General features: G+C 61.9%; 4 protein-coding genes. 3 read left to right on the forward strand and 1 reads right to left on the reverse strand.

Translation table 11 applies throughout. The features are described from left to right. Positions 1 to 137: 137 nt before the first annotated feature. Together ABNS06_RS11105 and ABNS06_RS11110 are read left to right on the forward strand one after the other, a co-directional pair. Entirely contained in the window at positions 138 to 1,271 is a 1,134-nt protein-coding gene (locus ABNS06_RS11105) for a hypothetical protein (protein WP_348674663.1), read from the forward strand. Between the two features lie 423 nt (positions 1,272 to 1,694). Further along, positions 1,695 to 1,841 (forward strand): hypothetical protein, encoded by a 147-nt coding sequence (locus ABNS06_RS11110; RefSeq protein WP_348674664.1) that lies wholly within the window; start codon positions 1,695 to 1,697, stop codon positions 1,839 to 1,841. 525 nt (positions 1,842 to 2,366) lie between these two features. On the opposite strand, the gene ABNS06_RS11115 is transcribed toward ABNS06_RS11110, so the two are convergent. Further along, positions 2,367 to 4,766 (reverse strand): alpha/beta hydrolase-fold protein, encoded by a 2,400-nt coding sequence (locus tag ABNS06_RS11115; RefSeq protein WP_348674665.1) that lies wholly within the window; start codon positions 4,764 to 4,766, stop codon positions 2,367 to 2,369. 213 nt (positions 4,767 to 4,979) lie between these two features. On the opposite strand from ABNS06_RS11115, the gene ABNS06_RS11120 reads away from it, so the two are divergent. Further along, positions 4,980 to 6,963 (forward strand): ATP-binding protein (locus ABNS06_RS11120; protein WP_348674666.1); only part of this gene is annotated, 1,984 nt, incomplete at its 3' end.

The following is a 6,963-nucleotide window of genomic DNA, read 5'->3' on the forward strand; positions in this document are numbered from 1 at the left end:
AATCGATCGGCAATGTCCCGCCGATCGAGCGCGAAGCGGCTTACTATTCACAGATTGAGGGTCAGGCGATGGCCGCCTGACTCAAACCTATGAGCCTCCGGGATTCCCGGGGCGGTTCATGGAAGCGGCTAAACGACATGATCCTCTCCGGTGAGAGTGAAATGGTCGGAGGCATTGCCGTTCCTTTCGAGGTGCTTGAGAAGCGTCGTGACGAACTGTTCGCTGAACTGGAGCGTCGGCAAAAGCTCTTCGGGGATCTACAAAAACGCAGCGGCGACAAGGACGAGACAGAGCGGACCAACATCAAACCCCCGCCAATTCCGATCGATCTTGGCGGTGGCGGAGAGAGCCCCTACACCAAGGCCAATCGCGAAGTGCAGTCTCTGCTTGCGAGCCTTAACCAGCAGATCGCGACCTATGGTGAAGGGGAGGTCGCGGTGGCCCGCTATCGTGCCCTGCACGGCGACCTAGCCGAACAGTTCAGCAATCTGGGCGCCGAAGCTGATCCTCTGCGGGACCGCTACATCGCGTTGACGATGGAGCTGGAGGACATGGCGAAGGAAGCCGAGCGGATGAATCAGCTCGAAGCCGAAGCCGCCCAGGTCTTCGAAGCCACTCGAACCCCTCTGGAGCGCTTCAACGATGAAGTCGAGCGCTTGAAGGAGTTGAAGCGAGCGGTCAACGAGGACGGTCAACCTCTGATCGACGAAGAGACCTTCAACCGCGGACTCGATCAAGCGCGGGAGCGTCTGAATCAGAGTAGGGACGAAGCTTCCGAGTGGGCTCGCACGATGGAAGAGATCTCTGCGAGTGCCGCCCGCAATATTCAGTCCTCGCTGGCTGAATACCTGTACGACCCGTTCTCCAGCAGCTTGGACGATATGGCGGAAAACTTCGCCCGATTGCTTCAGCGACTCGTCGCCGAAGCTGCTGCAGCAGCCATCCTTAACAATCTGTTTGGAAATGCATCCAATGGAGGTGGATTGGAAGGCGTTCTGGGTGGGTTCCTGTCCGGTGGCTTTGGCGGGAAACGAGCGCGCGGAGGGTCTGTGACGGCCGGCAAGGCGTACATCGTCGGTGAAGAGGGAGAGGAACTGTTCGTGCCCGGAACTTCGGGACACATCGTCGACAACAAGACGCTGAACCAGCGAAGCGTGGTTAACAACATCACGGTCAACGCTCCGACTGGCTCAGTCAGTCGATCCACCGAACTGCAGATCCAGGCAGCGGCCGGTCGTGGCGTCGCCAACGCGTTGCGGAGGAACGGTTGATGGCATTCCTCGAGACACTCACTACGCGACTGGCGTCGTCAGCTTCACCGCCGACCAGAGCGGGGCGGTGCTGACGTGGGGCGGCGAGTTCGACGTGCCGGTTCGATTCGATTCCGAATTCCCGGTTGAGCTGCTGGATCAGCAGATTCAGTCCGTCACCTTCGCGTTGATGGGGCTCCGGCTGTAGTTCAGCGCGAAAGCTTATGTCCCTGTATAGCCGGAAGAACCCTCGCCAGCAGTCCCGAGCTCAGGTCTGAGATAACAGAGTGGCAGCGGGCTTGGCAGGGGTCTCCGAGGGGCCTTCTCCACTTTGTTTGAAGGTTCTACCTTGCCCCGGACTTGGGGCAAAAAACAAAGCCCCCAGTCGCGGCAACGGCTGAGGGCTTTTTCGTCTCACCCCAACCACTACTTGGGAGATCAACGTTGAATCAGTTTATCACTGCGGAGGTTCGGAAGATGCTCGAACTGTTCGTCAAAGAAGTGAAGGTACGGATCGCGGTTTGGGCCGTGATTTTGCTCGGGTTCGTGTTTGGAGCAGCGGCCCTGCTTGAGGCACTGGCCCAGTTCTAAGCCGATGCGCTCCTTGCCCCCGCTTTGCTGAAGCATCTCCAGATGTTCCAGCGTGGCAACTCCCAAGAGGCCAATGCGGTATTGAATTCATGCTTCCGAAGGGCTGGAAGGGTCATAATCGCGCTCACGGTAGAGGCAACCCGAACCCATCGCCGGGTTCGATGGAGTAGTGAGAAGAACACTTGCCAATGTCAATCTCCGACCGACTGATGAACGGTGCCGAACTCAGTTGGGGGCATATTCGGGGGCATGCGGAGAAATCGAAATGTTGCAAATTCCGCAGGATCAGTGCACTACATGCGGAATTCGAGTGACCTCCGCCCACCAAATCATGGTCCGGCCAAGACCGGGCACGATCGAAAACCCCGCTGCGGCGGGGGTTTTTGTGTCCGCTTGTGTCGTTCCTGTCCGCCGCGCGTTTTATCCCGAGGACATCGCGGAGCAGGCGATCATCCGTCGGAGCGGGGTGTCATTTCTGAGCGCGATGGCGGCCGGGTGTTCGGCGTGCTGACGAGTCCAACCCCGTCAGCAGCCATCCACGACCACCACCGTCTCGACATCACTGTCAATGACAATCTCCGCGCCGCAGCTCAAACCGGCACGTTCCGGGTGCACGATGACTCTGGCGATGTTGGAAGCGGTGATGTGCAGCCGATCCGCAGCCGGTTGAGTCGCTGGTTCGACCCAGTCCAGTGCCCGCCGGACGTAGGGCGCCGGTTCGTGGTTGCCACCGTCCAGAACGCCGACGCTTTCAGCGACCGGCAGCGGTTCGGGGTCGGCCAGGCCAAGGCCCTCGCTCACCGCGTCGATGGTGCCGATGCCGGTGCTCGCGTCGCTGAGCTCCAGTCCGGACAGCCAGTAGGCTTTGTCGGCGACGAGGCCGTAATCAGCGTTGGTTTCGCCGGGACGGAATACGTAGGTGATGTGCGCCGGGTTGCGGTCCACGGTGTCGTCCAGCAAGAACTCGGCGCCGGGCGCATAAAAGTCGTTGGTGGATGGCGTCAGGTGATCCCAGGTGGTGAAGAGATACGAATCAAGCCGATAGTTCAGGCCGTGCAGGGCACCAACGATCTCTTCCGTGATCGGGAGTTGCTGCAACTCGTCCAGCGCGCAGGTCCACATCATCACGGGCACGTTGCGCAGCGAGGCCAGCGCATCTTCTGAGCCACCGGCTGCCGCGACAACCGGCATGATGCGGCCAAACAGATCGGGGTAGTGGGTTGCGGTACGGAAGCTGCCGATACCTCCCATGGAGATGCCCGTCATGGTCACCCGGTCCGGATCCAGCGGATAGTGGCGAGCCGCGTCGGCCCACACTTCGAAGATGTCGGCTTGAGCGGCGTCGTAGTAAAAGCCGTCCGGGCCTCGACCGCTGCCCGTGATCACGATGCTGCCCGTGCCGCGTTCGCCCAGTTGCTCGCTGTGTCGCGAGCCCGAGTATTGGTTGTAGTTGGCGGAAAGTGCATGCGGGAACACGGTCAACCCGTATCCGTCCGCGGGTGGCGCTTGTTGAGGGACATAGATGGCGTAGGGGAGTAGCTGGCCGCGCATCCCGCCCTGGCAAGGGCGGGTGGCGCTGATGCCGCCACAGTTCTCGTAGTCCAGGCCCTGTCCGTAGGCAAAACGGCTGGCGTAGATGCGGTTCAGATGACCGGAGGTGGGTACCGCGGATTCGTCCGATTCGCCACGCTGCAACTTGTCGAAATCGACGTTCGCGAAGAAAGCGCTGATGTCCCCCGATTGCAGGGCGTCTGCCTGCGCGCGCTCCCGCCACCAATGCGCCTGCGTCTTGTCGAGCACGGCGGCGTCGGCAATGGTCCGGCCCATGAACGCGCCGAAATCGGGGGTCGGTTCCTGTGCACGGAATGCGACATTGAACAGTGCCGGCGACAACGTCGCACCACCACCGGGGGCGGATGCGTTGGCGATGGCGCCTGGCTGAGCGTAGGTGCCAGCCTCCGCATCCCAGACACCCACACCGGCTGCCATGCGGACACTGCCGGTGCCCGGGTTCCAGGCCGTATGGGGGACGTCGATGGTGTATTGCCGGCGGACCATGTCGATGGTGACCGCCGGCCCGGCGATTGGGGTCATGTCGTTGGCCGCATCCAACAACTCGACGTCGGTGCCTTTGACGCTCAGAAACCAGCGTGCGGGGGAGACCACGCCGGCGGAGTAGGGCCAGTCGACAGGGGCTTCGGACCCACCCAGCGCGATCGTCATCGCCACTCGCGACGGGTCGAGCAAGGTGTTGAGCGTGAGACGAAACGCGGTGCGGTCAGACAGGGGCTTCACGCGAAACTCGACCAGATCGGCCGCGTTGTTCGCGTAGTCCTCGGCAGTGGGATAGGTGAGTGTTCCCGCCTTGTTGGAAAACAGATACGACGTGGCGTCGTGTGGGTCATTGGGGTCGAGTACACCGGCGGCGCCCCGGTCATCAAACAACCAATCCTGGTAAAGGAACTCGCCACAGCGATACGCCGATGCGCCTGAAATCAAGATCGGTGGCGCCTGCCAGACGCCCGCGTTCTCGAGCTGAGGGGCGTCCGGTGCCGCGGTGTAGAGCAACGGCGGGCCGGGCAGTGGATCGATATGCCACGCCAGTGACGTCGCGGAGTGATCAGTTGGCTGGCTGTCTGCGCAGTCCACGACCGGTCCGCCTTCATCGGTGGTCTGGCCTGTTGTAGCGGGTTCGCTGGTTCCGCAAGCCGTCAGGCACAACGCGACGGCTCCCAATCCCCAGATGGGCTTTCCTTTCAACATGGTTGTCTCCCCCCGACTTCGCGGAGTTTGGGGACTCCTCTTGGGGAGTCCTGAGTTATTTGCACGAGAGGGTACAAATGAAGCGGCGGTGCTGCAATATCTCTTCGTCCGGGGCCTGCTCAAGAGGTTCTGACTCGTCCGCGCCAGATAGGGGTGCTCCACCCATCGCCAGATTCCGGGAACTGGGTGTCCGATTCGCCGTTGTGACAGCCGGTGGTGATGTCGCAGGGTCGACGTAAAAAAGACTACGATTGCAGGCGTTTTTAACCAGCATCATCTGCAAACTCGCGTTGATCGTCGTGGGTCTGGTAGAAAATGGATGGCGGGCACTGCCGGCCCGCTGATGTCGCAAGGGGCTGCGCTGGGGAGGACTGGATGTCGATGCGTTGGGCGGTAGGCTTGGCACTCGGGTGTGTCGGCGCGGTTGTCGCATTGCTGATGTACATCACGACGCTGCAGCTGACGATCAGCGAGCAGCAGGCCGTGGCGGAAAACCGCCGGACGCAGACCTTCAAGCTGGCCGAACGCATGCGTCAGAGCTCGAACGAGCTGACGATGATGGTCCGGCTGTATGTCGCCACCGGCGATGTCCGCTATCGCGCTTATTTCAACGAGATTCTCGCCATTCGCAATGGTGAGTCGCCGCGGCCCGTCGACTACAACGGCTCGTTCTGGGATCGGCGTCTGGCCGACCCGGCCATGGACGTCGAGTATGGCGCGGCGCAATCCCTCGTCGAGATGATGCGCGCCGCGCAATTCACTGATTCCGAGTTCAATACCCTCAATGCCTCACGCGAGGAGTCCGATCGGCTCGCGGAACTTGAAACCGAGGTGATGCAGGCCCGGGAGGCGATTGATGCCGAGCCCGGAAGCGCCGCGTACATTCAGGCCGTTTATCCACTCTACCGTCGGCTCACCGGTCCGGAATATTTCCAGTACAAGAATCGGATCATGGCGGCGGTGGAGTCGTTCATCGGCTTGGTGAACGAACGCACCATGCGGGAGGTGGGCAAGCTCTCGACGGAGAGCCGCACGCTGCTGCAATACCAGGTCTTTCTGGTGCTGCTGCTGGTACTGATGTGTATCTGCGTGCTGATTCTGGCCGAGCGCAACGTGCTGCGGCCGCTCAAGGGATTGATCGACGGTGCCAACCGCATCGCCTCCGGTGCCTACCACCATCGCGTGCGGATTGATTCGGTGCGGGAGCTTGAACTGCTGGGTCGTGATTTCAACTGCATGGCCGACGCGATCCAGACCGACATCCAGCTCCGCAAGCAGGCGGAGGGGCGGGCGCGCGAGGCGCAGACCGCCGCGGAGGAGGCTGATCGCGCCAAGAGCGACTTCCTGGCGAACATGAGTCACGAGATCCGCACGCCGATGAACGCGGTGATGGGGATGGCGCATCTGGCCCTGCAAACCGACCTGAACGAGCGCCAGCGCAACTATCTGAAGAAGATCGAATCCGGCGCGCAAAGCCTGCTCCGGATCATCAACGACATCCTGGATTTCTCGAAGATCGAGGCCGGCCGGCTGGATATCGAATCGGTGCCGTTCTCGCTGCACGAGGTCATGCAGAACGTTGCCGACATCGCGGCGGCGCGCACGACCAGCGCCGATGTCGAGGTGTTGTTCGATCTGCCCACGACGCTGCCCACGGAGATGATCGGCGACCCGTTGCGTCTGGGTCAGGTGCTGATCAATCTGGTCGGCAACGCCATCAAGTTCACCGCGGAAGGTGAGGTCGTGGTGCGGGTGGAAGAGCAGGAGCGTTCGGACATGCAGGTGAAGCTGCTGTTCTCCATTCGCGACACGGGTGCGGGGATGACGCCCGAGCAGGTGGACAAGCTGTTCGAGGCCTTCTCCCAGGCCGATGCCTCGACAACCCGTCGCTACGGCGGCACGGGTCTGGGCCTCGCGATCTCGCAGCGTCTCGTCCAGATGATGGGAGGCACCATCAGGGTCGACAGCAGCTACGGCGTCGGCAGCACGTTTTCCTTCGCCCTCGACTTTCCGACGCGGGCGGATGTCATCAGCCTGGCCGAACGCGCGGGGGAGCATCTGCTCGGGCTGCGCTGTCTGGTCGTCGACGACAACCCGGCGGCGCGCGAGATCCTGACGTCGACGCTGGAGGGGTTTGGCCTGACGGTCTCCTGTTCGGCCTCCGGCGAGGAAGCGGTCGAGGAAGTGCAGCCGCGCCGTTTCGACCTCGTGCTCATGGATTGGCGGATGCCAGGCATGAACGGCATCGAGGCGGCGGCGGAAATCCGCCGACGCTGCGGGAAGGACTTGCAGATTCTGCTGGTGACGGCCTATGGACGCGAGGAAGTGCTGGCGCAGGCCGACGACGCCGGTTTCGACG

This window comes from uncultured Abyssibacter sp. (assembly GCF_964000955.1).
In the GTDB taxonomy this organism is placed as follows: domain Bacteria; phylum Pseudomonadota; class Gammaproteobacteria; order Nevskiales; family OUC007; genus Abyssibacter.